The organism is Pseudomonas sp. K5002, from assembly GCF_013386655.1.
GTDB lineage: Bacteria > Pseudomonadota > Gammaproteobacteria > Pseudomonadales > Pseudomonadaceae > Aquipseudomonas.
The window spans coordinates 1-1825 of the sequence record NZ_JACARK010000979.1 but is presented as its reverse complement, the minus strand read 5'-3'; the positions used below and the strand labels follow the sequence as shown (position 1 = coordinate 1825).

Annotated in this window: 2 protein-coding genes; both read left to right on the top strand. The window is 63.4% G+C overall.

The window, feature by feature from the left end; translation table 11 throughout:
* Window positions 1–757 (top strand): amidase (locus HX846_RS32080; protein ID WP_178966943.1); only part of this gene is annotated, 757 nt, incomplete at its 5' end.
* A gap of 24 nt (window positions 758–781) precedes the next feature.
* A partial coding sequence (locus tag HX846_RS32075; RefSeq protein ID WP_178966942.1) for an aromatic ring-hydroxylating dioxygenase subunit alpha occupies window positions 782–1825 on the top strand: 1044 nt, incomplete at its 3' end.

Sequence of the window (1825 nt, the reverse complement as noted above, 5' to 3'; positions counted from 1 at the left end):
GGCGGCGTGCTGCGGGATTGCCGGGTTGAAACCGACCTATGGCCGAGTCAGCCGCATTGGCGCGCAACCGGCGGTATCCAGCCTCGATTGCGTCGGTCCGTTTGCCGCGAACATGCAGGACCTGATTGCCGCGATGCAGGTGATTTGCCCGGGTTTCCCGGCACAGGCGGCGCCGTCCGGCAGCGTGCCGGTGGGCTTTCTGGATGTGGCCTGTGAGCCATGGCTGAAGGCGAGCCTGATGGCTGCCGTCGACGCGGCCGGCTGGCGTCAGCAGCGTCTGCATCTGGACGACTTTGACACGGCGTTCGGCGCCGGCCTTACGGTGATTAACGTTGAAAACTGGGCAGCCTTCGGTCACCTCACCGGCAAGGGCCTGATCGGTGCGGATGTCGAACAACGCTTGTTGGCTGCCAGCCGCACCAGCGCTGCTGATTTGGCCGCAGCCGAAGTCGTGCGCACCCGCTTCAGTCATCAGGTGGACGCCGCGCTCGAAGAATTCTCCGTGTTGCTGCTGCCGACGATGCCGGATCTGCCGCCGACCCTGGCCGAAGCCCGCAACGGCAGCCAGGCCGTGGCCCGCATGACGCCATTGGTGCGGCCATTCAACCTCAGCGGCCACCCGGCGCTGACGGTGCCGGTGACCCTGGCCGACAGCGGGCTGAAGGTGGGGCTGCAGATTGTCGGCCGCAAGGGCCAGGACGAATGGGTGTGTGCCCTCGGCGCACAACTGCAACAGAGCATCACGGCTCGCCAATAAGAACAACGCCTTGAGGAGGGCTCCATGAGTACCCATGAATACCGGCTGATTGCCAAATCGAAAAGCCTCGACGAGTTGGTCAAGCACGATCGCGTCGACGTCTCGCTGTACAACGACCCGGCGCTGTTCGAGGCCGAACTGGAAAAGATCTTCTACCGCACCTGGGTCTGGGTCGCCCATGAAAGCGAAGTGCGCAACAGCGGCGACTTCAAGACCGCGACCATTGGCCGGCGCCCGGTGATTGTGGTGCGCGACAAGAAAGGCGCGATCAACGTGCTGGAAAACCGCTGCCGCCACCGTGGCGCCACGGTTTGCGAGAAGCACAAGGGCAACGCCAGCGGCTTCACCTGCCCGTATCACAGCTGGTCCTATGGTTTGGACGGCAAGCTGCGGGCGCTGCCTTACCCGGACGGCTACGAAGGCATCCTGGAAAAGTCCGAGTTACCCTTGACCAGCCTGCGGGTGGACAGCTACGCCGGGATGGTATTCGCCAGCTACAACGACGATATCGAACCGTTGGCCGACTTCCTCGGCGGCGCCAAACACTGGATGGACCTGTTCATGAAGCAGGGCGCCGGCTACCCGATCAAGACCCAGGGCGAACACAAGTTCAGCTTCAAGGGCAACTGGAAGATCCAGCTGGAAAACACCACCGACGGCTACCACTTCCCGATCGTGCACAAGTCGTTCATGTCGTCGGTGGACGCCGAGACCTCGGAAATGCTCTCGTTCATGACCGACGAGCAGGCCGTCACCCATTCCCTGGGCAATGGCCACAGCGTGATGGTGATGGTGCCCGAGCATGTCGACCTGGACCACGACGACGGTACCGAGCAGTTGCAGGAGCGTTTCGCCCACGTCACCGAAGAACTGTCGAAAACCATGGAGCCGGCCCAGGTGCGACGCATCGTGCGCTCGCTGCACGGCGCCGGGTTCAACCTCAACCTGTTTCCCAATGTCGCCATGTCGATGTCGTTCTTCCGGGTGCTGCGCCCGGTGTCGGTCACCGAGACCGAAATCCGCCACGTCGCCCTGGGCATGGAGGGCGGCCCACAGGTTGCCAACCGC